The organism is Streptomyces sp. NRRL S-337, assembly GCF_000720175.1.
Taxonomy (GTDB): domain Bacteria; phylum Actinomycetota; class Actinomycetes; order Streptomycetales; family Streptomycetaceae; genus Streptomyces; species Streptomyces siderophoricus.
Window position 1 is genome coordinate 24,590 of sequence record NZ_JOIX01000012.1, and the last position, 25,440, is coordinate 50,029.

The 25,440-nt window shown below is 67.2% G+C and carries 21 protein-coding genes and 2 pseudogenes; 12 read left to right on the forward strand and 11 right to left on the reverse strand.

Annotated elements, in window-relative coordinates; translation table 11 throughout:
* Positions 1-123 precede the first annotated feature (123 nt).
* Positions 124-306, forward strand: a pseudogene (locus IG62_RS50060) (DNA-binding response regulator); the annotation flags it as partial.
* 333 nt (positions 307-639) lie between these two features.
* Here the strand turns inward: IG62_RS50060 and IG62_RS0111405 are convergent.
* The 3 genes from IG62_RS0111405 to IG62_RS0111415 all read right to left on the reverse strand — a co-directional run bounded on the left by IG62_RS0111405 (position 640) and on the right by IG62_RS0111415 (position 3,396).
* Positions 640-1,692, reverse strand: a complete 1,053-nt coding sequence (locus IG62_RS0111405; protein WP_030800602.1) for an NAD-dependent epimerase/dehydratase family protein — start codon at positions 1,690-1,692, stop codon at positions 640-642.
* A gap of 160 nt (positions 1,693-1,852) precedes the next feature.
* On the reverse strand, positions 1,853-2,263 hold the full coding sequence (locus IG62_RS0111410; RefSeq protein ID WP_030800605.1) for a hypothetical protein: 411 nt from the start codon (positions 2,261-2,263) through the stop codon (positions 1,853-1,855).
* On the reverse strand, positions 2,260-3,396 hold the full coding sequence (locus tag IG62_RS0111415) for a molybdopterin-dependent oxidoreductase (protein ID WP_420711061.1): 1,137 nt from the start codon (positions 3,394-3,396) through the stop codon (positions 2,260-2,262). The genes IG62_RS0111410 and IG62_RS0111415 overlap by 4 nt, the downstream gene beginning before the upstream one ends.
* Before the next feature lie 270 nt (positions 3,397-3,666).
* Here IG62_RS0111415 and IG62_RS0111420 point away from each other — a divergent pair, with 270 nt between their 5' ends.
* On the forward strand, positions 3,667-5,073 hold the full coding sequence (locus IG62_RS0111420; protein ID WP_030800610.1) for a hypothetical protein: 1,407 nt from the start codon (positions 3,667-3,669) through the stop codon (positions 5,071-5,073).
* 303 nt (positions 5,074-5,376) lie between these two features.
* Here the strand turns inward: IG62_RS0111420 and IG62_RS0111425 are convergent, their stop codons facing one another.
* Positions 5,377-5,847 (reverse strand): ArsI/CadI family heavy metal resistance metalloenzyme, encoded by a 471-nt coding sequence (locus IG62_RS0111425; protein WP_030800612.1) that lies wholly within the window; start codon positions 5,845-5,847, stop codon positions 5,377-5,379.
* A 79-nt stretch (positions 5,848-5,926) separates the two neighbouring features.
* Here IG62_RS0111425 and IG62_RS0111430 point away from each other — a divergent pair, with 79 nt between their 5' ends.
* The 3 genes and pseudogenes from IG62_RS0111430 to IG62_RS0111440 all read left to right on the forward strand — a co-directional run bounded on the left by IG62_RS0111430 (position 5,927) and on the right by IG62_RS0111440 (position 7,876).
* Entirely contained in the window at positions 5,927-6,334 is a 408-nt protein-coding gene (locus IG62_RS0111430) for an ArsR/SmtB family transcription factor (protein WP_030800615.1), read from the forward strand.
* A 77-nt stretch (positions 6,335-6,411) separates the two neighbouring features.
* Positions 6,412-7,461: pseudogene (arsB, locus tag IG62_RS41690) on the forward strand (ACR3 family arsenite efflux transporter).
* Positions 7,454-7,876 carry an arsenate reductase ArsC gene (locus IG62_RS0111440; protein ID WP_030800617.1) on the forward strand — a complete coding sequence of 141 codons (423 nt, stop codon included), beginning with the start codon at positions 7,454-7,456 and terminating at the stop codon, positions 7,874-7,876. Before arsB ends, IG62_RS0111440 begins: the two are co-directional and overlap by 8 nt.
* A gap of 128 nt (positions 7,877-8,004) precedes the next feature.
* Here IG62_RS0111440 and IG62_RS0111445 read toward each other — a convergent pair whose 3' ends face one another.
* The 7 genes from IG62_RS0111445 to IG62_RS0111475 form a co-directional block, all read right to left on the reverse strand.
* Positions 8,005-9,159, reverse strand: coding sequence for an acyl-CoA dehydrogenase family protein (locus IG62_RS0111445; RefSeq protein ID WP_051797922.1), 1,155 nt, complete (start codon positions 9,157-9,159; stop codon positions 8,005-8,007).
* Complete coding sequence (locus tag IG62_RS0111450) at positions 9,156-9,629, reverse strand: YbaK/EbsC family protein (RefSeq protein WP_030800621.1); 474 nt, start codon at positions 9,627-9,629, stop codon at positions 9,156-9,158. Before IG62_RS0111450 ends, IG62_RS0111445 begins: the two co-directional genes overlap by 4 nt.
* Complete coding sequence (locus tag IG62_RS0111455) at positions 9,626-11,215, reverse strand: amino acid adenylation domain-containing protein (protein WP_030800623.1); 1,590 nt, start codon at positions 11,213-11,215, stop codon at positions 9,626-9,628. The genes IG62_RS0111450 and IG62_RS0111455 overlap by 4 nt, the downstream gene beginning before the upstream one ends.
* On the reverse strand, positions 11,193-11,966 hold the full coding sequence (locus tag IG62_RS0111460; RefSeq protein ID WP_030800627.1) for a thioesterase II family protein: 774 nt from the start codon (positions 11,964-11,966) through the stop codon (positions 11,193-11,195). The genes IG62_RS0111455 and IG62_RS0111460 overlap by 23 nt, the downstream gene beginning before the upstream one ends.
* 7 nt (positions 11,967-11,973) lie before the next feature.
* Positions 11,974-12,243, reverse strand: coding sequence for a phosphopantetheine-binding protein (locus IG62_RS0111465; protein ID WP_030800629.1), 270 nt, complete (start codon positions 12,241-12,243; stop codon positions 11,974-11,976).
* A gap of 11 nt (positions 12,244-12,254) precedes the next feature.
* Positions 12,255-13,202 (reverse strand): chlorinating enzyme, encoded by a 948-nt coding sequence (locus tag IG62_RS0111470; protein ID WP_030800631.1) that lies wholly within the window; start codon positions 13,200-13,202, stop codon positions 12,255-12,257.
* 314 nt (positions 13,203-13,516) lie between these two features.
* Positions 13,517-14,011, reverse strand: coding sequence for an Lrp/AsnC family transcriptional regulator (locus IG62_RS0111475; RefSeq protein WP_199812453.1), 495 nt, complete (start codon positions 14,009-14,011; stop codon positions 13,517-13,519).
* An 882-nt stretch (positions 14,012-14,893) separates the two neighbouring features.
* Here IG62_RS0111475 and IG62_RS0111480 point away from each other — a divergent pair.
* From IG62_RS0111480 to IG62_RS0111515, 7 genes are all read left to right on the forward strand, one after another.
* Positions 14,894-15,733, forward strand: a complete 840-nt coding sequence (locus IG62_RS0111480; RefSeq protein WP_037838178.1) for a ParB/RepB/Spo0J family partition protein — start codon at positions 14,894-14,896, stop codon at positions 15,731-15,733.
* Between the two features lie 493 nt (positions 15,734-16,226).
* Positions 16,227-18,065: a carbamoyltransferase gene (locus IG62_RS0111490; protein WP_030800638.1), complete on the forward strand. Its 1,839-nt coding sequence runs from the start codon at positions 16,227-16,229 to the stop codon at positions 18,063-18,065.
* A 260-nt stretch (positions 18,066-18,325) separates the two neighbouring features.
* Positions 18,326-19,861 (forward strand): NAD(P)-binding domain-containing protein, encoded by a 1,536-nt coding sequence (locus IG62_RS0111495; protein ID WP_030800640.1) that lies wholly within the window; start codon positions 18,326-18,328, stop codon positions 19,859-19,861.
* 49 nt (positions 19,862-19,910) lie between these two features.
* A complete protein-coding gene (locus IG62_RS0111500; protein WP_030800642.1) occupies positions 19,911-21,191 on the forward strand; it encodes a cation:proton antiporter in 1,281 nt (426 codons plus the stop codon).
* A 120-nt stretch (positions 21,192-21,311) separates the two neighbouring features.
* Positions 21,312-22,925 carry a hypothetical protein gene (locus tag IG62_RS0111505; protein WP_051797926.1) on the forward strand — a complete coding sequence of 538 codons (1,614 nt, stop codon included), beginning with the start codon at positions 21,312-21,314 and terminating at the stop codon, positions 22,923-22,925.
* Between the two features lie 29 nt (positions 22,926-22,954).
* Positions 22,955-24,190, forward strand: coding sequence for an ATP-grasp domain-containing protein (locus tag IG62_RS0111510; RefSeq protein ID WP_030800647.1), 1,236 nt, complete (start codon positions 22,955-22,957; stop codon positions 24,188-24,190).
* Complete coding sequence (locus tag IG62_RS0111515; protein ID WP_030800649.1) at positions 24,187-25,371, forward strand: cytochrome P450; 1,185 nt, start codon at positions 24,187-24,189, stop codon at positions 25,369-25,371. The genes IG62_RS0111510 and IG62_RS0111515 overlap by 4 nt, the downstream gene beginning before the upstream one ends.
* The last annotated feature ends 69 nt before the right edge of the window (positions 25,372-25,440 follow it).

The window sequence follows — 25,440 nt, forward strand, 5'->3', positions numbered from 1 at the left end:
CCACCGACGGCCGAACGCCGGTGTGAGACTCGGCGCCGTGAAACGCATACTCGTCGTGGACGACGACCCACCGTCTCCGAGGTCGTCACCGCCTACCTGGACCGGGCGGGCTTCGCCGTCGACGTGGCTGCCGACGGTCCCGCCCCCGCGGCCGGCGCCGTCGCCCAGCCGCCCGACCTGGTGTTGCTGGACCTGAGGCTGCCGGCATGGACGGGCTGGAGGTCTGCCGCCGCATCCGCGAGAACGGCCCGATCCCGGGGGCATGCTCACGGCGCGCGGCACGAGGAGGACCGCATCCTCGGCCTGGGGGTCGGGGCGGACGACTACATCACCCAACCCTTCAGCCCCCGCGAACTCGTGCTCAGGATGCAGTCGGTGCCGCGCCGTGCCGGAGCACTGGCCGCAGCCCAGAGGGCACCGCCCGAGTCCCGGCTGCGCGCCGGCCCCCTCGCCTTGAACCCCAAGGCTCGCCGTGTCACCCGCCACGGCACCGAACTCGCCCTGACCAGGGCAGTTTCCCCCGCCCGCGGCCGCACCCACGGCCGAGCTCGCCGAACTGGGCCGCGAATTCGCTGCCACCAGCGCGAAACTCTCCGCAACCCGGTAGCGGGGGAGAGCCCTGGAGCCGGAGGGAAAGGGTCAGCCGGCGCGCAGCGAGGCCGTCGCGAACTCCGCCATTCCCTCCTCGAAGGCGACCTCCGGCTTCCAGCCCAGTTCGTCGCGCAGCCTGCGCGAGGAGGCGGTGATGTGGCGGACGTCGCCGAGCCGGTACTCGCCCGTGACGACCGGCGTCCGCCCGCCGTGCGCCTCGGCCAGGGCGGCGGCCATCTCACCCACCGTGTGCGGCTCGCCGCTTCCGACGTTGTACGCCCGCGTGGCGCCCTCCGGCAGACCGGTCAGACCGTCCAGAGCCGCGAGGTTGGCCCCGGATACGTCCCGTACATGGACGAAGTCCCGCCGCTGGCCACCGTCCTCGAACACACGCGGTGCCTCACCGCGTTCCAGCGCGGACCGGAACAGCGAGGCAACCCCGGCGTACGGTGTGTCGCGCGGCATCCCGGGCCCGTACACGTTGTGGTAGCGCAATGCGGCCACCCGCCCGCCGACGGCGCGCGCCCACGCGAAGGCGAGGTGCTCCTGCGCGAGTTTGGTGCTGGCGTAGACGTTACGCGGATCGAGTGGGGCGTCCTCAGCCACCAGCCCGGGGGCGAGCGGCTCACCGCACGTCGGGCAGGGCGGTTCGAAGTGCCCTGCCTCCAGGTCGGCCACCGTGCGCGGCCCCGGCCGTACGACACCGTGACAGCGGCACTCATAGCGTCCTTCTCCGTAGACCACCATCGAACTCGCCAGCACCAGCCGCCGCACCCCGGCCTCGGCCATGCCGGCCAGCAGCACCGCGGTACCCAGGTCGTTGCAGCCCACGTAGGCGGGGGCGTCGGCGAAGTCCTTGCCGAGCCCGACCATCGCCGCCTGATGGCAGACGGCGTCCACACCCTGCACGGCCCCGGCCACGGCCGCCGCGTCGCGGACGTCCGCATGCCGCCAGTCCACCCCGTCGGGGATCGGCGGGAGCGTGCGGTGGGCGGCAGGCAGCAGCGCGTCGAGTACGCGCACCTCGTGCCCGGCGCCGGTGAGGGCGGTGACGACGTGCGAACCGATGAAGCCCGCACCTCCGGTAACCAGGATCAACATGCCACCGACCGTACGGCCACGGGCCCGCCCGGCGACCGTACGACGCGGGAGCGTCAGGGGTTCGTAAGCCTTCCCGCCGCAGGCCGAGCGCCACCTGACTGTGCGGCCGTCACCGCTAGGACCCCCGTAGGACGGCCCGCAGGCGGGAGCGCGGACGCACCTACGAACGTGGCCGCCCACGGCTGCGGCAGATCCCGCGCGCGGCCAGTACGAGGGCCGTGACCGTCGCCACCGCCACCAGCGTGAGCAGCCAGTTGCGCGGATAGTCCAGCGGCAGGACCGAGGAGTTGGCCGGTTTCCCCGGGCGTAGCAGCACCGGCAGGGCGACCGCCGTCAGCGCGCCCGCCACCAGCAGAGCTCCCCGGACCGGCCTTCGCGTACCGCCGCGGACCAGCACCAGTCCGATGAGCAGCACCAACGGCGCGATCAGCGCGTCGTGCAGCACCGCCGCCCCGCCGAGCCAGACCAGAACACCCGTCAGGTCGGGCACGTCCAACAGCAGGGAGGCGCCGACGCCCATCAGCGTCAGACCGGCCGCCCCCGTGAGCACCCGCGCCACGCTCACCCTCATGACAGCACCTCCAGTCGGCCGACCCACTTGGTCTGCAGCACGCCGGGCCGGTTCGGGGCGATCAGACGGACCGGGTAGCCGTGATCGGGGGAGAGTTCCTCGCCGTTGAGGCGCAGCGCGAGCAGGGTCAGTGAATCGTGGGCGTGCGCATGCCCCATCTCGGAGACCCGGTAGCCGCCCCGCGTCTGCAGCGAGACCACGCGTACGCGGGCGTGCGGCGGAGCGCCCGCACGTTCCAGGAGGTCCATGACCCGCACGCCCGTCCAGCGCGCCGACTTGCTCCACCCCTCCACGCAGGCGATCGGCAGCTCCACCTCGTGCTGCGGCAGACCCCGCAGCTCATCCAGCGTCAGCGTGTAGGGCTGCGGCCCGGCGACCGTCAGGCGGTAGCGCTCGGCCGGAATCAGCCCGACCCCGGCCGCGGCAGCGGTGCGGTTGACCGGCAGACCCTGCGGGCCGTGGTCCGGATGGCGGGGTGCGAGCAGGGTGAGGTCCTTCAGCGGGGTGAAGGACTGGCCCACGGTGGTCACGGTGACCGCACCGACCGCCCCTGCCACCGCGGCCAGCAGCGAGCGCCGGCTGGGCCCGTCCTCCTCAGGCCGGGCCAGGGTGCCCGCTGACCGCCGACTCCAGTGGGCCCGGATCTCGGGGGCTTTGACCGCGAGGTGCAGTACGAGCGATCCGGCCACCAGCCAGGCCACGGCGTAGTGCACCGGCACGAAGGAGAACGGCCACGGATACCACTGCGCGGTGTTCAGCAGGCCGGTGGCCACTTCGAAGACCGCCGCGGCCACCAGCACGGCCACCGACAACCGCTCCAGGGCGTGCCGCACCGACCGCACCGGTGGCCAGACGAAGAGCCGCGGGTACACCGTCCACAGCTTCGCCAGCAGCAGTGGAATCGCCGCGATGCCCGAGGCGACGTGCAGCCCCTGCGTAAGCCGGTAGCCCCACGCCGGGCGGCTCGGCAGGCCATCGGCGAGCCACCCGGGCGGATGCTGCCACGCATGGCTGATCAGACCGGTCACCAAGCACACCATGAAGGCGAGGCCGAGCCACCGCCCGATCGAGGTCGCCGTGCGGGCGTCGTGCAACCTGCCCTTGAACACCGGCGGGAACAAGCGTGATCTCATGCCTCCCATCCCAGCCGCGGCAAGGCCGGCGTGGAACACCTGAACCCCTTACGGAACAGGGACGTCCAAGTCTTGGGCGACTTGCTGTCACGGCCGCCCACGCCTGGACGCCACTACCTGCCTGAGGATCACGGGCGCACCGCAGACACCCGTCAGTTCCGAAGCGCTTTCGGAGGCACCGGCTCATGACGAGAGCCTGACGTCGGCGGGCCGATCCGGGCCCCCGACCCGTGCGGAGCCTACGGTGAGGGTGTGCCCGCCACGCCACCCATGCGCCCCCGGCCCTGCTTGCACGAGCCCGCCGCCCCGGACAGCGGTTGCCCGGACCCCGGCAGCGGCCGCCGCCTCGACCTCGCCGCCGGCGGCGCCGTCCTCGCGCTCTTCGCGGTGGTCGCGAGCGTCGGGGCGTATCTGCTGAGCCGCAGCCCGTCCCTGCACGTGGGCTGGCCGCCGCTGATGGCCGACTGGGGTCCGCACCTGGGCCCCGGCACCCCGGCCGCGGTGGCCGTGGCCGTCCTGGCCGTCGGCTACGGCCCCCGACTGGCCGAGCGGCTGTGGTGGCGGGCGATGCCGTGGGCCGTCTGGGCGGCGGCCATGGCGTGGACGTGGTCGTTGGCTCTGGTCGACGGCTGGCAGCGCGGCGTCGCGGGCCGGTTGACCCGACCCGGTGAGTACCTCCGCGGGGTCGACCGGTTCCAGCACTTCAGCAGCACCGTGCACGACTTCACCGGCCACATCCTCATCAACTCGCCCTCCAACTGGGGGACTCACATCGCAGGTCACCCGATCGGGGCCGTGCTGACCTTCGTGGGGCTCGACCGGATCGGCCTGGGCGGCGGCGCCTGGGGCGGGATCTTCTGCATCACCGTGGGCAGTTCGGCAGCGGCCGCCGTGCTGGTGACCCTGCGCCTGCTGGCCGGGGAAGGCCGGGCGCGGGCGGCCGCGCCCTTCCTCGCCCTGGCCCCGGGCGCGGTCTGGGTCGGGGTGTCCGCCGACGGCTACTTCACGGCGGTCGCCGCCTGGGCACTGGCCCTGCTTGCCCTCGCCGCCACCCGGCCTCGCGGGTGGCGGACGGCAGTTGCCGCCTCGGCCAGCGGCCTCCTGCTCGGCGCGGCGGTCTACCTGTCGTACGGGCTGATCCTGCTGGCGATCCCGGTCCTCGCCGTACTGCTCTGCACCCGCAGGGCCCGGCCGCTGCTCTACGTCCTGCCCGCCTGCGCCGCCGTCGTCCTCGTCTTCACCCTCCTGGGCTTCAGCTGGTGGCAGGCGTACGGCCTGCTCAGGGTCCGCTACTTCCAGGGGTACGGCGGGGTGCGCCCGTACGCGTACTGGATCTGGGGGAATCTGGGCGCGGTGCTGGCGCCCGCGGGCGTGGCCGCCGCGGCGGGGCTGCGCCGGGCGCTGGCGGCCGCACCCGGCGCCCTCCGGCAGTGGCGGCGGCGCGCCGACCCGCAGGAGGTGGCGGCCGTCGTGCTGCCCTGCGCCTTCCTGCTCGCCATGCTGGCCGCCGACCTGTCCGGCATGAGCAAGGCGGAGGCCGAACGCATCTGGCTGCCCTTCACGTGGTGGCTGCCGGCGACCGCCGCGCTGCTGCCGGCCCGCGACCGCCGCGGCTGGCTGGCCGCTCAGGCGGCTACCGCCCTGCTGGTCAACCACCTGCTGATGACCGACTGGTGACGCGCGTACGGCCTGGTTCGTCGCGACTGCCTCCGGTCGTACAGCCGTACCGGTCGCCTGCGTTGAGCGGCCACTGCCGCAGCGTGGTGCCGGTATCCGCCTGCTGGGTCCTCAGCGAGCCGCTGACCTAAATTGATGCTTTCCTTCATCGTCTGACGGTGTCCTCTCGTGCCCCTGGTGACCGGTGTTGACCGGGCTGAAGGGCACGGACGGGGTACGACCGCTCGCGACGCTTGTAGCGCGGTGCCTTTGGCCCGCTGCCTTCTGGTCGCAACTGCTGCTGAACGATATGGGATGCGGGCGTCAGCTTCCGCAGGCGCATGCCGCTGCGGGGGTGGCCTCGGCCGGCTCGCTCGTGCAGCAGCCGCCACCGGTCACGTGGGGATCGGCGCTCTTGCCGAGCGTGTCGGCGTCGGCCTTGACGACGTAGACCTCCCATGGCTCCTTGCCGGGGCCGTGTACCCACACCTTGTCCTGTAGGGCATAACAGCACGAGGTGTCGTTCTCTTCGAACGTGGCAAGGCCCGCGTCCTTGAGTCGGGTCGTGGCCGCCTCTACCTGGTCGGTGGACTCGACTTCCACGCCGAGGTGGTCGAGGCGGGTTTCCTGTCCGGGCTCGCCCTCGATCAGTACGAGCTTGAGGGGCGGCTCGGTGATGGCGAAGTTGGCGTAGCCCTCGCGTCGCTTGGCCGGTTCGGTGCCGAACAGCTTCGCGTAGAAGGTGATCGACGCTTCGAGGTCGCTGACGCGCAGGGCGAGCTGTGCACGGGACATGACGTGACTCCGATCGGCCTACATTGATATTCTTCGATGCAAGCTTGCGCCTTGAATAGATGACTGTCAACATAGAGAAATGTCGAAACAAGAGCTCGTGGTGCTCGGCCGGACCGACGAGACGGGTGCGTGCTGCCCGGGGCTGCTGACCGCGCCCCTCGATGAGGGCCAGTCCGTAGAACTGGCGAAGGTGTTCAAGGCGCTGGGCGACCCGGTGCGGCTGCGTCTGCTGTCGATGATCGCCTCGCGTGCCGGTGGCGAGGTCTGCGTCTGCGACCTGACCCCTGCGTTCGACTTGTCGCAGCCGACGATCTCGCATCACCTCAAGTTGCTTCGGCAGGCCGGACTCATCGATTGCGAGCGGCGCGGCACGTGGGTCTACTACTGGCTGCTGCCCGAGATGACCGACCGCCTCGCGGGCATCCTGACGCGCCCCGCCGGCGAGCCGCTGCCCGTCGCCGCAGAGACTGCCGAGGTGACCGGGTGACCGCCGCACCTGACAAGGCGGTCGCCGGACGCCTGTCGTTCCTTGACCGGTACCTCGCCGTGTGGATCCTCGCCGCGATGGCGTTCGGCCTCGGCCTCGGGCGTATCGTTCCCGGCCTGGGGGACGCTCTCGCCAAAGTCACCGTGACCGGGGTATCTCTGCCGATTGCGCTCGGCCTGCTCGTGATGATGTACCCGGTACTGGCCAAGGTGCGCTACGACCGGCTCGACACCGTCACCCGCGACCGCCGCCTGCTGCTGCCCTCGCTGCTGCTGAACTGAATCGTCGGCCCGGCACTCATGTTCGCGTTGGCGTGGCTGTTCCTGCCGGACCTGCCCGAGTACCGCACGGGCCTGATCATCGTGGGGCTGGCGCGCTGCATCGCCATGGTGATCATCTGGAACGACTTGGCGTGTGGAGACCGCGAGGCCGCTGCCGTCCTGGTGGCGCTGAACTCGGTGTTCCAGGTGATCGCGTTCTCGGCCCTGGGGTGGTTCTACCTGTCGGTCCTGCCCGGGTGGCTCGGCCTTGAGCAGGCCGGCGGGTGGGGGTCTCCCCTGCACGAGCGGAGCCGAGAGCTTGGGGACGTGTCCGTGTGGGAGATCGCCCGAAGCGTGCTGCTCTTCCTCGGTATCCCGCTCGCTGCCGGATACCTCACGCGTCGGATCGGCGAGAAGGCCAGGCGGCGCGCCTGGTACGAGGCGAAGCTGATTCCCAGGATCGGGCCGTTCGCGCTGTACGGACTGCTGTTCACGATCGTGGTGCTGTTCGCGCTGCAAGGTGACGCGATCACCTCGCAGCCGCTCGACGTCGTCCGCATCGCGCTGCCGCTGCTCGTGTACTTCGCCTTCATGTGGGCCGGCTCCATGGCGGTCGGTCGCGCCGCCGGACTCAACTACCCGCGCGCGACGACCCTCGCGTTCACCGCCGCAGGCAACAACTTCGAGCTGGCCATCGCGGTAGCCATCGCCACGTTCGGCGCCACGTCTGGACAGGCCCTGGCGGGCGTAGTCGGCCCGCTCATCGAAGTGCCGGTGCTGATCGGCCTCGTCTACGTCGCGCTGTACGCGCGCCGCTTCTTCACCACTCCCGCACTCGTGCCCGAGGAAGACCCCGCCCATGTCTGACGCCGCCGCCCTGCCCTCCGTCCTGTTCGTCTGCGTCCACAACGCCGGCCGCTCCCAGATGGCCGCCGCGTTCCTCACACACCTTGCGGGCGACCGCGTACAGGTGCGCTCCGCAGGCTCGGCCCCCGCGGACAGCGTGAACCCCGCCGTTGTCGAAGCGATGGCCGAGGTGGGCATAGACGTCTCGGCCGAGGTGCCCAAGGTGCTCACTGTCGAGGCCGTGCAAGCATCCGACGTCGTGATCACGATGGGCTGCGGCGACACCTGCCCCGTCTTCCCCGGTAAGAGGTACCTCGACCGGCAGTTGACCGACCCGGCCGGGCAGGGCGTCGAGGCCGTCCGCCCCATCCGCGACGACATCGAGAAGCGGATTCGCGGTCTGATCGACGAGATCGCCCCTGCGGAGCAGGCGTGAGCATGGCGCCTGGCCCTCGGCGCCGAGCCACAGCTGCGCGGTGACATCCCAACTACGTAACGCCTCAATCGGCCAGTCGGCTTAGATCGCCAACCGCAACCACACCGCCCGGTGCTACCGGGAAGGTCTCACGCCGTCTCGTACACCAGGTCGCGTAGCAGTTCGCTCGCTCCCGCGGCGATGGGGCCGGCCATGGCGTCACGGTACAGCCGGGCCGCTGCCGCGTCGGCTGCGTACCCTCGTGCGCCGTGGAACTGCAGACACGTCTGAGCGGCTGTCACGGCCAGTTCGGTTGCCTGGAGTTTGAGGACGGAAGCGGTATGAGTGTCGAGCCTTCCTTGGGAGTGCAGCCAGGCGGCTCGGTAGCCGTAGTGGCGGACCAGGTCGTAGGAGCTTTCCAGGTCCGCGATCCGGTGGCGCACGGCCTGATGTGTGCCAAGCGGCGCGCCCTTGACCTGGTGTTCGCGTACGAAGTCCTTGAGCAGGCCGAGGCAGTGGCGGACTCCACCGACGGCGAGCAGCCCGGCCACCAGCCGTTCGAAGTCGAGAGCGCGGACGAGGTGCAGCAGTGCCTTGTCGCGTCGGCCCACGAGCCGATCGGCGGGCACGGCGACATCCGTGAAGCGCACCCGGCAGATGTCTGCGCTGTGCCACCCGAGCATCGGCTCTGGTGTGCTGCTGACACCGGAAGCGTTCACGTCGACCGCCAGCAGGCTCGCTCCTGCCAACCCCCCGTTGTCCTGCGTTTCGCGGGTCGTGGCCAGCGTGATGAGGAAGTCGGCCTGGGAGCCGTTGGCGACGTACAGCTTTTCGCCGGTGAGGCGGTAGCCGCCGCCGTCCACGGGGGTCGCACGGGTGCTCAGTCGGCGTAGGTCGGAACCCGCAGTGTCCTCGGTGAGGGCGAGGGCTGCGATCAGTTGTCCTTGGCGTGCGGCAGGCAGGTACCTTTCCTGCTGTTCTTGGGTGCCGAACAAGTGCAGGTAGGACACCGCCATATAGGCGTGGACTGCGACGGAGGCGCGTATGCCGCCGTAACCGAGCCTCCCGAGTTCCTCCAGGAATATGGCGCTGCGCAGGAAGTCGGCGCCGTCGTGTTCCAGCGACAGCAGGCCCGACTCGCCCAGTGCCAGCCAGCCGTCCCGCGCAATGCGGTGAGCGCTCTCCCACTCATCGGCGTGCGGGGACACCACGCCATGCAGTAGGTCCCGGACGTGTTTGCGGAATCCGGCGTGGTCAGCGGAGAGATAGGCGTCGGGGCCGGGTTCGGTCCGGTCGGTCTTCACTTGACCGAGATCACGGTATGCGGCGGCAGGATGTCGGTGATCTTCATCGGGATCTTGAAGACGGCACGCGGTGTGCCCGCCGCCGCCCACGTTTCCCCGAATTGCAGGAGGTCTTCGTCCACGAAGAGTGCGAGTTCCTCCTTGTGCCCGAGCGGCGGCACCCCGCCGATGGTGTAACCGGTTTTGGTCTTGACGAAGTCGGCGTCGGCTTTGGTGATGTCGCTTCCCAGCGCCGCGGCCACGGCCTTCTCATTGACCCGGTTGGGACCGCTGGCCAGGACGAGTACCGGCTCCTCCGTGGCCACGGCGTGGAACACCAGCGACTTGACGATCTGGGCCTTCTCGCACCGCAGCGCCCGGGCCGCGTCGTCGGCCGTGTGCGTCGACTCCGGGAGTTCGACGACGGTCAGGTCGAGGCCGTGCTGGTGGAGCCACTCCTGGTACTGACGGGCTCGCTTGCTGAGACTCATGGCGATGACGCTCCGGAAGGGTGATGAAGGGTCAAAAGGGCGGCGCGATCGACCTTGCCGGTTTCCGTGAGAGGCAGCGACCTGCACACGTGCACGGCGGAAGGAACCATGTACTCGGGCAGCCGTGAGATGAGCGTTTCACGGACCGCGGAAGGCGTGCAATGTGTCGTTGCCGGCACGACGAATGCCACCAGGATCTTCCCGCCGGCCACGGTCTCCGCCACCGTCACATAACTCTGCTTGACGGTCGGATCCTGGTCGAGGTGGTGGGAGATCTCGCCGAGCTCGATGCGGAAGCCGTTGACCTTCACCTGGTGGTCGAGCCGTCCTTGGAAGACCACATTGCCGTCTTCCAGCAGATGACCCCGGTCGCCCGTACGGTAGAGACGCTCGCGAGTGCCGTCGATGTCGCATACGAGGAACCGGTCCCGCACCGATTCGGGTTGGCCGAGATATCCGGGGGAGAGGCCGGGACCGGCCAGCCACACTTCGCCGACCTCACCGGGCGCGCACAGCCGCCCGTTGTCGACCACGTACAAGCGGGTGTTCTGAATGGGCAGTCCGATGGGCAGTGCCGAACCGGCCGGGGGCAGCTCACGCACCGGGTAGAAGGTGGCGAAGGTGGTGCACTCCGTAGGGCCGTAGACGCTGACGAGCCGGTCGGTTCCGTAGTGCTTTAGTGCCTTGGCGATATGCGTGACGGAGTGCGCTTCCCCGCCGGTGAGGATGGTCCGGACAGGGGACAGCGTGTCCGGGGCCTCATCGACCACGGTGTTGAACAACGCCGTGGTCAGGAAGACCGTCGTGACCCTGTGCTCGGCCAGGACCCTCCGCAGCTCGGAAAGACGCACGAAGGGCGACGGGTAGAGCACACAGGTACCTCCGTGCAGCAGCGGTCCCCAGATCTCGAAGGTCGCTGCGTCGAAGGAGACCGGAGCCGCGTGCAGCACCACGCTGTGCTCGTCCAGCCGGGCGTAGCGGGCGCCGAAGACCAGGCGGGCGACACTGCGGTGGCGGATCGGCACGCCCTTGGGGCGACCGGTCGAACCCGATGTGAAGTTGATGTAGGCGAGGTCGTCCGGGCCCGGGCGCGTAGGGGGGTTGCCGTGGGTGCCGGTGGACCTTGTCTCCCCGATGTCCGTCGGAACGACCTGCTGGTCCGGGAAGCGGCGTGCGAGCAGCCCGGCCTGGTCAGTGATGAGCAGTCGGCATCCGGAGTGACGGAGGACTGCGCTCAGTCGTTCGTCGGGCCAGGAGGCGTCTACGGGGAGATAGGCGGCCCCGCACTTCAGCACTGCCAGGAGTGCGGCGATCAACTCCGGCGAGCGACCGATGCACACGCCGATGGTGTCTCGGGGGCGGGCACCCTCCGCGAGCAACCGTGCAGCCATCGCGTTGGCGAGCCGGTTCAGCGACCGGTAGGTGACCTGCCGGTCGCGGTGAATGATGGCTACGGCGTCGGCGTGGCGTGCGGCGCAGTGTTCGAAGAGGTCTTTGAGACTCCTGTCGCTCGGATACGGCTCGGTCGTTCGATTGATCTTGCGGTGAAGTGAGAGCGCCTTCTCACCACAGCTCAGCTGGTCCACCAGACGCTCCCAGTCGTGAGTTGAGGGTGTCGAGCAGCTGCGGATGATGCGTGAGAGGGAAGAAATGCCCACCGGCAACTTCGATCAGCTCGAAGCCGCGGCGGCTGAAGCCTCGCCAGCCGGCCATGCTCGGCTCGTTGTCGATCGGGTCCGTACGTCCGTACACCGCCGTGATGGGTACGTCCACCCCGGTGCCGTGCCGGTCGCCCCACAGCTCGGCGAGCCGGATCTCGCTCCGTATTGCGGGCAGGAGCAGCCGCATGAGCCTGTCGTCGCCGAGAAGCTCAGGAGGGGTGCCCCCCATGTGCAGCAAAACGTCGCGGAAGGCGTCGTCCGGCAGATCATGCATATAGGGACGAGCCTGCGGAGCATCTGGACTGCGGCATCCGGAGACGAAGAGGCGTCGTGTCCGGCCGGGGTGCTCGGCCCCGGCGTGATGGGCAACTTCGTACGCCAAACGTGCGCCGAAGCTGTGACCGTAGAGGGCATGAGGCCGCTCAAGGTAGGGAGAGAACACTGCGGAGAGGTCCGTGAGCAGGGGGCCCCAACTTTCGTAGACCGCTTCCTTGATACGGGGCCCCCGCCCGGGAAGTCTCACGGTGATCACCTCGACGCTGTCGCGCAATCCCTCTGCCCAACTCCGGAACACCTCCGGGCTGCCGCCCGCGTACGGGAAGCAGATCAAGGTGATGCTCGGGGAGCGGGACGCCTGCTTGCACGTCAGGATCCAGCGATCGTGGTCAGACTGCACAGCGGACCTACGAGCCGGTGAGTGGCGCCGGCCGAGACTGGTTGCGCTGGATGACCGAGGCGACGGCGCGGATGCTGCTCTCGGCAAACAGGTCATCGGGTGGCAACGCGTCTTCTCCGAAGACCTCCTCGGCCCGGTCGATCAGCTTCACCGCGCTCAGCGAAGTGCCTCCGGCTGCGAAGAAGTCGTCCTCGGCCGTGGTCACCTTCAGCCCGAGTTCCTGGCACACACCGATCAGCCAGGTCTCCACCCGCTGGTCGTTCGCGATCTCAGACATGGGCACTCCTCCTAACGGACCGGGAAGCGGTAGCCGTTGACCGTGTGGTCCACGAACGTGTTGTGCCGGTACCTGTCCTTGCCGGACACCATGACCGCGCCGTACTTGTCGAGGCTGGCCGCGCCGCCGAACTCCTGCAGCGCATCGGAATGCGGATACACCTGCACCTGCGTGGGCAGGTAGCGGGACGCAAAACCAAGGCGCATGCGGTCGGTCAGACCGCTGTGCGGGTGGGAGGCGTGCATCAGCGTCGACCAGAAGATGATGAACTGCCCTTGCCGCATGACTTGGGAAACGGCCTTGGATTCGTCAGGGGACCAATTCGGGTCCTTCTGCAGCTGCCGGTAGTCGTATCCGAAGAAGCCCCGCCTGATCCCGTCCTTCTCGACCTTGTTGATGGAATCCGGGTCGTATGTCATGACCTTGGACTCGTCGTAGTGCATCGTCTTGTGTGACCCGGGAACGAATTGCAGGCATCCGGTATCGACACTGGCCTCGGTGAAGGCAGTCCACACCGTGATGGTGCCGCCGAATTCTGAATCCTCCGGCCACACGATCTGTGGATGCTTGGAGCCGGCCACGTTCGAGAAGTTGTCCGCCTGGTGCCAGTCCGTCCCTTCGTCCCCCGGGTACTTGGGGAAGAACTCGGTGCGCCAGCAGAGTACGTCCGGGCCGAGCAGGCTCGCCACCCGGTCGACGATCTCCGGCCTGGTGATGTGCTCCGCGAGGAAGTCGACGTCCAGGTGCCGGTCGTAGTTGGCCAGGTTGGTGCTGCCCGAGACGGCCTGCTTCTGGCTGTAGATGGAGGTCTTGGTGTTGATGAGCTTGGGCCTGAGCCGCTGCAGGTTCTGCTCCATCTCGCCCTCGTCGTAGAGGTCGAACGGACCGATGTACCCGTCGCGGTGGAACTTCTCGATTTCCGCGGAATCAAGGGCGAAATCGACGGACTGCTGTGTCATGTGTCGCCTTCTTTTCTGCACCTGTTGCCCACACATGGGCCCCTTAGGGGCACGAAAGGGCAGAGGAGATGCCGGGGAAAGAGGGGTGAGGGGTGAGGGGGAGGAGTGGGGGAGAGTGCGACGCAGCGCCAGAACGTGCCAGAACCCTTTCAAGGCCACCGTTCAGGCGAAGACCGAGGTTTCCCCTATGGAGATCTCAGCGGGAAACGATCTCAATGGAACAGTGGCTCGGGCTTTCCGTCAAGCGCCTCCGGCGCTGACCGGAGCGTGTAGGTACCGGTGTAGGTACGGGTGCGTGGCGGGTATTCCGTGCCTTACGCCGGTCCGCTGTTACGGGGAGGGGAGACCGGCGGTGAGGCGTCGATGGCTCTCCTGGTGAGGTGCTCGTAAATGATGTGGGTCCGCACCTCCATCACCTCTTTGTGCCGGGTCAGACGGTCAGCGACGAACGAGTAGAGCTCGTCGGTGTTCGCCACCGCCACATGGAGCAGGAAGTCGTCGCTGCCGGTGGTGATGAAGATCCCCATGACTTCGGGGACGGTGTGCACCCAGTCCCGGAAGGGTTGAAGGACGGCGCGGGAGGGCGGGTACACGTGGACCGCCACGAGTGCCTGGACGGGCCTGCCCAGCGCGGTCAGATCGAGCTCGGCGGTGAATCTGCGGATCACGCCTCTGCGTCGCAGAGCTCGGAGCCGTTGAAGGGATGTCGAGGGGGCCACCCCGACGGCCGCGGCGAGGTCCCGGTTGGTGCGGCGGGCGTCCAACTGCAGGGCCCGAAGAAGTGCGTGATCGAGATTGTCCAGTTCCAAGGCACTCTCCATCGAAGTCGCCCGATGGGCCGGCCTCGTGCTCGGGTCGTACGCCGGCGCCGTGAGCTTGATCCTGAGTCACCCGCTGCTCTTCGGGCAACTGCGGTGCTGTCGGGGCGCCATGACAGTGGTTTGACGGCCCGCATGCAGGTGGTCCGCGGCGGGCCTGCGGAAGGAGGAGCGGGAGCCATCGCCGCGAGCAGACGGCGCCCGCATGCAGATGTTCGGCGGAACCCGCCGTACGGGGTCGCGCACCGAACCAGTGACGGCGAATATCGACCGTCGCGAAATGCCGTGCCACGGCGGTGGCCGGGGTGCTGGACGGCCCGTATGTTGCAGGGGCTCGTACCCGGTTGTCCCCTCGCGTGCCGGCCGCGACCGCGGCCAAGGCGGGATCGGCACGTGGAGGAATCCCGACGGCTGCTCTCGTGGGTTTTGCCGAACCCGATTGTCGTCCCCACCTGCATCGTGATCACCGAGCTGGTAACCCCATATCCCATCACCTGCATTCGACCCATGCGTCCGATATAGCCAGCAAACCTTCCGCCTCACGTGTCGTCGACCGGTCACGTGAGAGTGTGCAATTACCTACGCGAAGGTCGGTTCTTTACTTGTCGTAGATCAACTGATGGTCGGCGAATGACTCGCGGTCGTCGGGTGATTGGTTAGTTTCGAAACATGACCGTGCTTGCCAGTGGGACCTGACACGCACGGCTTTGCAGGTCAGGAAGCATCCGATGTGCTCCGTCCGGCAGCACGGAGCGTGAGCGGCCGGCACGGATCGTTGATGAAGGGGGACTCTTGGACCGCTGGAATCACGACGCATGCGACAGGGATTCAGCTTCATCGGCACGGGACGACGTACAGGAGACTGTGCAGTCCGTGCCGGTGAGCTCCTTAAATATCGGCAACACACTGAGGCAGGGCGGGATAAACGCCGACCATGCCAGGGCGTTGGCCGAATCCGTGGACAGTCTCCCGCCGATTCTGGTGCATCGCGGCACCATGCGGGTGATCGATGGACTCCACCGGCTCATGGCGATCGAATTCCTGGGGCGCCAGCAGATCGACGTCCGGTTCTTCGACGGCGATGAGGACGAGGCGTTCGTGGCGGCGGTTCAGGCGAACGTCGCGCACGGTCTGCCGCTGACTCTCGCTGAGCGCACGGCCGCGGCCGCACGGGTCGTGCGGACCCACGCGGAGTGGTCGGACCGCAGGATTGCCGCCGTCGTCGGCCTGTCGCCCAAGACGGTGGGTGCGGTGCGAGCGCGGTCAAGTGAGGAAATTCCTCAGACCATGGCCAGGGTCGGTCGCGATGGCCGGGTCAGGCGGCTGCCGGAGCGGAAGCGCAGGACCAGCACGACGGTCGCTGCTGATGATTGCGGGGCGGTCGACAGTAGTTCGGCCGTGCTTCCCCGCCGACCCGTGTCACCCTCGCATCCCGCCCGCCAGCGTGGCGTCACCGTCGGCGACTACCTGGCGAGGTATCAGACCCTGCGCCAAGACCCCTCCTTCCGGTTGACCGAGACGGGCCGGTTCCTGCTCAGGCTGCTTGAGCTCCACTTCGTCCGTGAACGAGAGTGGGACCGCTTGATCGCCAATGTGCCGCCGCACCAGGCCGATTCAGTTGCCGACTTGGCGAGGGAGTGCGCCAAGGCATGGCTTCACTTCGCCGACAGAGCCGAGCAACAAGGCTCTGCGATGGTCCATCGCGCGGTATGAATCCTTGAAGGCGGCCGGGAGAACGGCGGCAGCTGCATGCCGGCAACCGGTCGCCTCCAGGACATGACGCATCGCTGCGGGGCGAGCGAATTCCCTGACACGTGGCATCGTCATGCGACCGACAAATGCCTTCGACCGGACGATGCTTGACGAGCTAAAACCGCTCTGAGTAGCGTCCATGTGCAGCAAATGATCAGGCATCACAGATCCTGTTGATCTGGTTCTGATGCCTTCGAGATACGCGTCGTGCGATATATGACCGCACCACTCGTATATTCCCAGCTTGGTGACTCGACCACCGGAGCGGGCTCCTCGGCAAACGCATGGGAAGGCTGGTCATGTCAAAGGTCCTCCATAAGATTCCGATCCTCGGCGGCCTTCTGAAGAGGTTGTCGATGCGCAAGAAGAAGAAGGACGGCGGCGACGCCACGATGTATCCGCTGTACTGAAGTGCCTCGGTCATCATCTCGCCGCATGTAAAGGAATCGGTCAGATGCCCCACTTGGTACTCGGTATTTCCTCCTACTACCACGACAGTGCAGCGGCTCTGGTCGAGGACGGGAAAGTCATCGCGGCCGCTCAGGAGGAGCGATTCAGCCGGCGTCGGCACGACCCGTCGTTTCCTGCTCAGGCCGTGAAGTACTGCCTCCAGGAGAGCGGGGCGAAGCTCGACGATGTGTCGACGGTCGCCTATTACGAGGACCCGCGGCTGAAGTTCCGCAGGGTTCTGGCGACGTTCGCCACGGCCGTTCCGTATGGCTTCGCTGCCTTCTCAGAGGCGCTGCCGGCCTGGCTCTCCTGGAAACGGCGGGCGGATGACACGGTGCGGCAAGAGCTTGCCGGGCTCGGCCTCGGCCCGGTTCCCGCCCTCTCCTGCCACCGGCATCACGAGTCGCATGCCGCGTCGGCGTTCTTCCCCAGTCCCTACGAGTCCGCTGCGGTCCTGTGTGTCGACGGCGTAGGGGAGTGGGCGACCACGACGCTGTGGCACGGGAGGGACCGCCAACTACGACAGCTCGCCGAGATACGCTTCCCGCACTCGCTGGGTCTGCTGTACTCCGCCTTCACCTATTTCTGTGGGTTCAAGGTGGACTCGGGCGAGTACAAGCTGATGGGGCTGGCGCCGTACGGCAAGCCGCGCTTCGCCGACGTGATCCGGAAGGAACTCATCGATATCAAGCCGGACGGATCCTTCCGGCTGAACATGCGGTACTTCGCGTACCTGCACGGCCAGGTGATGACCGGCCGCCGTTTCGAGGAGCTCTTTCGCGGCCCCCGGCGTAGCCCCGAAGGGCCGCTCACGGAGCGGGAGTTCGACCTCGCGGCTTCGATCCAGCAGGTCACGGAAGAGGTCGTCGGCCGGCTGGCTCGCACGGTGCGCAGGCTGACCGGTGAGCGACGGTTGTGCCTTGCGGGTGGCGTCGCCCTGAACTGCGTCGCCAACGGGAAGCTCGCTGAGCAGAAGGTGTTCGACGAGATCTGGGTGCAGCCGGCTGCGGGCGACGCGGGAGGTGCGCTCGGCGCAGCGCTGTCGGCCGCGATGGAACGCGGCGCTTCCCGGGCGCACCTCGGTACGGGACGCGACGGGATGGCGGGTGCCCTGCTCGGGCCCGAATACGACGACGAGGAGATCCGCGGCCACCTCGACGCGAAGGAGCTTCGGTACTCCCGGCCGGAGCCTGACGCACTGGTCCGGGAAGTCGTCACCGCGCTCGAAGGCGGAAGGGTCGTCGGGTGGTTCCAGGGGCGCATGGAGTTCGGTCCGCGGGCCCTGGGCAACCGGTCGATCCTGGGCGATCCGCGGGACCCGGACATGCAGACCACGATGAACCTCAAGATCAAGTTTCGTGAGTCGTTCCGTCCGTTCGCTCCCTCGGTTCTGGCGTCGGACGCCCGAGACTACTTCCGGCTCACACAGGACAGTCCCTACATGCTGTTGGTGGCGGACATCGAGCACAGCAAGCGGGTGGACAGCAGTCCGTCGGCCGCGCACGCCACCGGTCTCGACCTGCTCCGCGTCCCGCGGTCGGTCCTTCCGGCCGTCACGCACGTCGACATGTCGGCGCGAGTCCAGACGGTGGCCGAGGAGGACAACCCCACCTACCACCGCCTGCTGTCCGCTTTCAAAGAACGGACCGGATGCCCAGTGCTGGTCAACACGTCCTTCAACGTCCGGGGCGAACCGATCGTGAACACGCCGGCCGACGCCGTCACATGCTTCATGCGCACCGACATCGACATGCTCGCGATCGGTGGGTTCCTCCTGCGCAAGGAGGAACAGCCGGCCTGGCACGAGAACGGCGACTGGCGTACCGAAATTCCTCTCGACTGACGGCAGTGAACATTACTGAGGCCTGGGGGTACGCATATGCGCAGAGGCGTCCTGTTCCTTTTCTACTTCCTCGTGCTGACACCGTTCGGACTCCTGTACCGAATACTGCACGATCCGCTGCGTCGTGAATTTCGGCCCGATGCGCAAAGTTATCTGATTCGCGTGCGGCACCACTGACCCGTCAACGCGGACAAGAAGAGCACGAAGCTGTCCACTACTGCATTCCCCGGTGAATGCCTCGATAGTTCGGAGAAGAGATCATGGGACATCTCACGACCGAATACCTGGTTATAGGGGCCGGCCCCGCCGGGCTCCAGATGGCTCATCACCTGCAGCGTGGCGGACAGGAGTACGTGGTCCTCGATGAGGGGTCGGCACCCGGCGGGTTCTTCAGCAGGTACCCCCGGCATCGACAGATGATCTCCAACAACAAGCGGTACACCGGAAGTTCCGACCCGGAGCTCAACCTCCGGGTGGACTGGAACTCCTTGCTCAGCGATGACCCCGATTTGCTGTTCACGCGATACAGCGAGAGCTACTTCCCGCAGGCGGACGACTTCGTGCGCTACCTGTCCGACTTCGCGACCAAGCTCCGACTTCGGCTGAAGTCCGGCCGCCGGGTCACGCGCGTCTCCCGCGACCAGGACGGGTTCTCCGTCACCGACGACCACGGTGATACCTACTTGGCGCAACGGGTGATCGTGGCGACCGGCGTGAGCCTTCCGAAGTTGCCCGACATTCCCGGGATCGAACTCGCCGACCAGTACGCGACGGTGTCGGTCGATCCCGACGACTTCACCGACCAGCGTGTCCTGATCATCGGCAAGGGAAATGCGGCTCTGGAGACGGCCGACAACCTGATCGCGTCCGCGGCGGTCATCCACGTCGCGGGACCGAATCCCCTCAGGCTGGCCTGGCACAGCCATTTCGTCGGGCACCTCCGTGCGGTCAACAACAACTTCCTGGACACCTACCTGCTCAAGGCCCAGAACGCGGTGCTCAACGTAGGAATCGAACGGATCGCAAAGACGGCGGCGGGCTACGAAGTGGACTTCCGGTTCACCCGCGGTGTTCGCCCCATCGCGTACGACCGCGTGATCGCCTGCACCGGATTCCGCTTCGACGCAGGGCCCTTCGACGAGAGCTGCCGCCCGGCTCTCGCGATCAATGACCGCTTCCCGGAACTGACCGGAGCCTATGAATCAGCCAACGTGGAAGGACTGTATTTCGCCGGAACGCTGACGCAGCAGCTCGACTACCGCAATTCCACCAATGGTTTCATCCACGGATTCCGGTACGGCGTACGGGCCTTGCACCGGACCCTCCAGGAGCGTCATCACGGCGTGCCGTGGCCCCATCAAGAAGTCGTGCCGCGCACGGAAGACCTGGCCGCTGCGATTCTCGACAGGATCAACCGATCCTCCGGTCTGTGGCAGCAGTTCGGAATCCTCGCCGACGTCTTGGCCGTTCCGGCCTCGGGCCCGGCCCGCTACTACGAGGAGGTACCCGTCCGCCAACTGGGCGCCCGGGGATTCGCCGACACGGATGACGTTTTCGCGGTGACCCTGGAGTACGGCCCGACGCCGGAGAACAAGGTGCCGTTCGACGGCACCATCCTCCACGCGAGCGAGGGGGCGGACTTCCACCCGGTGATCCGCCATTACCGCGCGGGCGACCTCGTCGCCACCTGCCACCTTGCGAGCGATCTCGAAAACGACTGGCGCCGTCCCGACGCCCATGTCGTCCCGCTCGAAGACTTCCTGAAGAGCTCGGTGGCCGAGCATGCCACGCGATGAGGGTCTGCCTGACGACGCCCGCGACCACCGACACGGAGGGAGGTAGGTCATGAGTGCGTCCGAAGCCGGACCGGCGTTCTTCCTGGCCGTAGTGGTGATCTTGGCGGCCTGCCGACTCGTCTGCTGGGCGGCGGTGAAGATCGGCCAGCCACCGGTCGTCGGAGAGATGATCGCCGGTGTGCTGCTCGGGCCCTCGCTGCTGGGGCTGCTCTGGCCGGGGCTGCAGGGCGCACTGTTTCCCGACGCCATCAGACCGTTGCTCTACGTCGGCGGCCAGATCGGCCTCGTGATCTACATGTTCGGCGCGGGGCACGAGTTCAGCCTGCGCAATGTGCGCGGATCGACCAAAGCGGTCGGCGCGATCTCGCTGGCCGGGAACCTGGTGCCCCTCGGCCTCGGAGTGGGTGTGAGCCTGCTGGGCAACAGCTGGGCCGGCATCCTCAAGCCGGGGGTCTCCCCGTGGGTTTCGACCGCGTTCATCGGCGTCGCCCTGGCGATCACCGCCTTCCCCATGATGGCCAGGATCATCACCGAACGCAGGCTGGCCGGCACAAGGTTCGGGTCACTTGCGCTCGCTTGTGGGGCCCTGGACGACGTTCTCGCATGGATCCTCCTGGCGATCGTCGTGGGCATGAATGCTGGTTCGGCCACTCCTGTGACCCTTGCGGTCGTCGGCGGTGTGCTGTTCGCCCTGCTGCTGTGGCTGGTCGGGCGGCGCTTGTTGGCAAGGGCGCTCGCCACCCCAAGGGTCGACGAGGACCAGCGGGTGCTGATCACGGGGATGGCGTTGTTCGCCGCGGCGTGGTTCACCGACCGCATCGGAATCTACGCGGTGTTCGGTGCCTTCTGCCTCGGGATGGTCTATCCGCGGAATGAGGCAGCCGACACGGTGCTCGCGAAGATCATGCCGCTCGGACGCATCGTCTTCCTGCCGCTGTTCTTCGTTTACTCCGGGCTGAACACCCGTTTCGCGCTGCTCGCCGACTGGCGACTGGCCGCCTTCACCTTGGTGTGCGTGGTGGCGTCGGTGGTCGGCAAGTGGGGGGCGTGCTGGGGCACGGCACGGCTGATGGGTGAGAAACAGCCGATCGCCGTACGGATCGGAGTGTTGATCAACGCGCGCGGACTCATGCAACTCATCGCCCTGAACGTCGGGTTGCAGGCGGGCATTGTCTCGCCCGCCCTGTTCACCGTGCTGGTCATCGTTGCGCTGGTCACCACGACGATGACGGCACCCCTGCTCGCCTGGATGGATCGCAGGGACAGCCGACGGCAAGCCGGAGAGTTCGCCGATATGGACCTGCCCGTGGACCAGGCGGTCCGCAGCTGAAACCTGTGGGAGCCGGAGCGATCCGCACACGCACGTACCACCTACCAGGAAGGCGAGGCGCCATGCCTCATGTGAGACGACCGGACGACGACGCCGGCCGACCCGGACGTATGGATCGCGATGCCGCTGTCTGACCCGGAGCGGACCGCGGTTGAACTCGCCCTGACCCTGACCCTGTACCGCTGGCTCGTCTCCCCGCTGATCGGCTGGTGTGCCGTGCGGCTGGGCGCTGGACGCTATCCCGCGGTAGCTCTCAACGGTGCGTATCCGGAGGCACCACCACGGGCTGCGGAATCGCTCCAGGCGGGCGCCGTGGTCGCTCTTCTCAGCGTGATCGGCTCCGTTGTTGGTTCCGAGCCGACCGGCGACCTGGCGCTGGTGCCGGCCGTCGCATTGGCCCTCGTCCTGTGGAAGTACCTCACCCTGGACTACGACGCGGCCCGGACCCTCGGTTGGCAACGTGCGGACAGGCTGGCGGTGCTCTTCGCCGGCGTGGCGGCGCTGCACTGGCCGAGCCTGGCCGTCCTCGCCGTGGTGCTGGTGTGTGGGCGACTGGGTGGGTGGACGCACCACTCGAACGTCTGCCTCCGGATGGTGAAGGCCACCTTCTGCTACTCGCTCGCCGCCGGAGTGATGCCCTGGCTCGGCGCCACACCTCCTGCGACGTCGAATACGACGCTGGCGGTGCTCCTGGGCAGCGTGTACCTCAGCCACTACGTCACGGCCGCCTGGAGCAAAGCGAAACTGGGACGCTTCCCCTGGTCCTGGATGCTGGAGAACCGGACCGATCTTTTGGTGGCCAGTGCGTACTCCTGGGGGTGGGCGCGCTTCGTTCCGGCATGCAGAGTCGCACGCCTCATCGGCGTTCTGCGTCGCGTCACCGTGCTGCTGAACTCCGGAACCATGCTGGTCGAGCTCGCTGGGCTGCTGGCGTTCGTGAACCTGAAGTTCTTCGTCTTCGCCGTTGCCGGCGCCCTCACGTTCAACTGTGTGGTCGCGTTGACGTCGGGTCTGTTGTTCTGGGAGAACATCGTGATCGGAGTGGTGCTGATAGCCGCGGCCTGTTCCGTTTCCCACACCGGCGATCCGATCCATTTCGGGGTATGGCCATGGGCTTTCAGTGTGGCTCTCATGGCCCTGGTGCTGGCAGGATGGGCCTGGCGCCCCAATATTCTGGGATGGTGGGACACACCACTGGCTGCGAAAGTCCTGTGGACGGTCGAAACCAGCGACGGTGAGGTCTACGGGCTGTACAACGACTTCATGAGCCCGCACGACCGCGAGTACGCGCGGGCCGCCGGAAACGCCTTGGTGCCGGAGCCACTCGTCACCTTTCCGCTCGGTGGCGTCGAGGACGTAGCGATACGTGACCGCCTCATTCAGGCCCGACCGGGCGGTGAAGACATTGAGCGGACCAAGAGCATGTACGGCTCGACGCAATGGAATGAGGAGCGGGCAGCTCGGCACGTGACATACCTGCGGGACTTGATGACCGCCGTTAACTCCGGTAGACCTAAAAGTCCGTTGCCCAGGTTCCTGCGCTGGCTCAAGGCACCGGGGGGACATCTCTATTACTGGGGCGACCTCCCCAGGTACCGAAAACCAAAAGGCAGCGTCTTGAAGGTCACCGCTTGGTATCGTGAAGAAATGTATTCGAGCGAAGAGCGCCAATGGATTCGACTACGCAATCAGTTGCTCTTCGCCGTGGAGATTCCCGTCGTCGGTCGGCACTGAGCCCAGCACATGCACATCGGAGGAGATCTATGCATGTCGTACTCGTGGGACCGCGGGCAGAGATCGTCCGCGGGCTGCGTGCCGACGGGCACGAGATAACCCTGCTGTACGAGCCGGGGCACCGCGACAGGGCGGTCGGTCTGGCGGACCGGGTGGAGCGCATGTGCGCGGTGGACTCCTATCGCAAGGTGGAGTCGCTGTGGTCGGCTCTTCACCACCTCGAACCGATGGATCCGGTCGGCGCGGTGGTCACCACAACGGAGTGGGCGGTCGTTGCCACAGCGGTCCTGGGCCAGCTGATCGGCGCCCGGTCCCTCACCCCCGCCCAGGCACTCGCGTGCCGTGACAAGGGAGTACAGAAGAAGAGGTGGAATGACGCGGGAGTCCCGACGGCCGCTTGGCACGTGCTCTGCAACGGTCTCGCCTCCGCAGCAGAAGCGGAAATCTGCCTCACGCAGACCGGATTGCAGTTCCCGCTCGTGGTGAAGCCGCTTGCCGAAGGGGCGAGCAAGTCGGTGAAGGTGGTGCGGGACGTCGACGAGTTCGTGGCGGCCGCCGGCTCCATCGACGGCGGCCGGGCCATGGTCGAGCAGTTCGTCGAGGGCCGCGAGTGGCATTTCGACGGGGTTATCGAGGGCGGAGAGCTTTCCGCGTTCATGGTCTCCAGGTACAGTGAGCCTCTGCTGTGCACGAAATACGGCAAGCCCATTCGCTCGATCGCTCTGACACCCGCCCTCAATCGCGAGATATACGAGGCAGCGGCCGACCTGACATTAGGGGCCGTGCACGCGTTGGGACTGACGACCGCCGTCTTTCACCTCGAAGCATTCGGTGAGCCCGGGCAGTTCGTGGCCAGCGAACTCGCCTGTCGCCCGGGTGGTGGGATCGTCGGCGTGATGACCGAACGCGTCATAGGAATGGATATCTATGAGGCCAGTGCACGTGTCATCACCGGGGACCCGATACCGCGGTGGCGCGAAGAGACCGAATACACACACGGCTGGACCATACTTCCTACCGCGCCAGGCAAACTGAATACGGTTGGCCCCGAAGAAATAATGAAGTTGCCGGGTGTGGACAGTGTCATCATGCGCCTGGAGAAGGGGAGCCCCATGCGCGATATGGCGGACGCCTCGACCACGGGTGTTGGCTGCGCGGCAGTGAAAGGCATGTCGCCACTTGAGTGCCAGGAGTACATCGACGAGGTGGTGGCCGCCGTGGAAAAGATCCATGAGAGTGCCCCTTTCGAGGCGGTGGAGTCATGAATTCCCCTCTGCACGTCCCTACGACCCATAAGGTTCGCTACGACCCTCTCGACCCCGACACGCTGACGTCCCCCTACGCTCTCTACGCCCACCTTCGGGAGACCACCCCCGTCTTCTGGCACGAACAGATGGAGTCGTGGGTGCTGACCCGCTACCGCGACTGCCGTGAAGTGCTGCGGGACTACCGCCTGTTCGCCCGTGACCGGCGCCGCGTGGGGGAGGACGTTCCGGAGTTCCGCCAGAGCATCCAGTCCCTGGATCCGCCGGCCCAGACCTCGCTGCGCGGCCTGTTCATCAACTCCTTGCGGGCACAGGACTTCGACGGCATCGGGCGGCGTTCGCAGCGCCAGATCGCGGACATCTTCCAACGCCTGTCGGACCGCGCGGAGTTCAACTGGATGACCGAGGTCGCCGCCCCGGTCTCGCTGACCATCACGGCCGAACTCCTCGGTGTCGACGAGCCCGAACTGGGACCGTACGTGCAGATCTCGGACGCGCTCGCCCGCCGGATGGACTCCGGCCTGCTGCCCAGTACGGTCGAGGCCGGGGACCAGGCCCGCAAGGACTTCAACGCTCTGGTCGACTCCTGGTTCGAGACCAACGACCGTCCGGGCACACTGCACGACGTCAGGGAGAACGCAGCCAAGGCGAAGGTCCCCGAGCATTACATCCGCAACACAACCAGCGTGACGTTCAACGCGAGCTTCGGAACCGTGTATGCGACCGCCGGCAATGTGGCGCTCACGCTCCTGCAGCACCCCGAGGCGCTGGAGCAGCTGCGCAACGAAAGCCTGCTGGACACCGGCGTGGACGAGCTGATTCGCTTCGACGGCCCCGCCCAGGGCACGAGCCGGGTGGCGACCAGGCGCACCACGATCCGCGACACGGTGATCGAACCGGGGCAGACGGTGCTCACGCTCATGGCAGCCGCCAACCGGGACCCGGAGCAGTTTCCGCGGGCGGATGAACTCGTGCTGGACCGCTCTCCCAACCAGCACCTGGGATTCGGCTGGGGCCCGCACGCCTGCCTCGGCACGATGTTCGGCCAGCTTGCGGTGAAGCAACTGGTGATCGGACTGCTGAACGCGCCCGCGCCGCTCAGGCTGGCCGGCGCACCTGTACGGCGGCGGACGGCGACGGTGCGCAGCCTGGACGTCCTGCCCGTCACGTTCCGTCAATAGCCGACAGGCCACCCAAACTTCACGGGCGCGGGATGTGCAGCTGGTGACGGCATGCGAGTTGTCGCCTCC